Raw genomic sequence first — 237 nt, 5'->3', positions numbered from 1 at the left:
CCAGGCTCCCTGGGGCATCCATTGCCCAAAGGCCCCAGCACGTCGATGGTATCCCCTGCTTTCAGCTGTGAGAACTCCTTTGTCCCTGCTCCGGCAATGCGGTAAACCAGGCGCAGTTCCACGGCCTCCCTGTCAATGCCGCACAGGCTGATCGGTCTTGGAAGCAGCTTTGCGCCGTCCGTTGTAGAAAGGGAAACAAACTGGCTCGGTACGGTATCCTCTGCGGCCTGGGGTGCT

The 237-nt window shown here is 60.3% G+C and carries 1 pseudogene; it reads right to left on the bottom strand.

Annotated elements, in window-relative coordinates:
* Positions 1-237 (bottom strand): annotated as a pseudogene (locus LK536_RS59075) (dihydroorotate dehydrogenase electron transfer subunit); the annotation flags it as partial.

It is taken from the genome of Clostridium pacaense, from assembly GCF_020709765.2.
In the GTDB taxonomy this organism is placed as follows: Bacteria; Bacillota; Clostridia; order Lachnospirales; family Lachnospiraceae; genus Enterocloster; species Enterocloster hominis.
The sequence above is the reverse complement of the archived record's forward strand: the minus strand, read 5'-3'. Positions and strand labels throughout refer to the sequence as shown.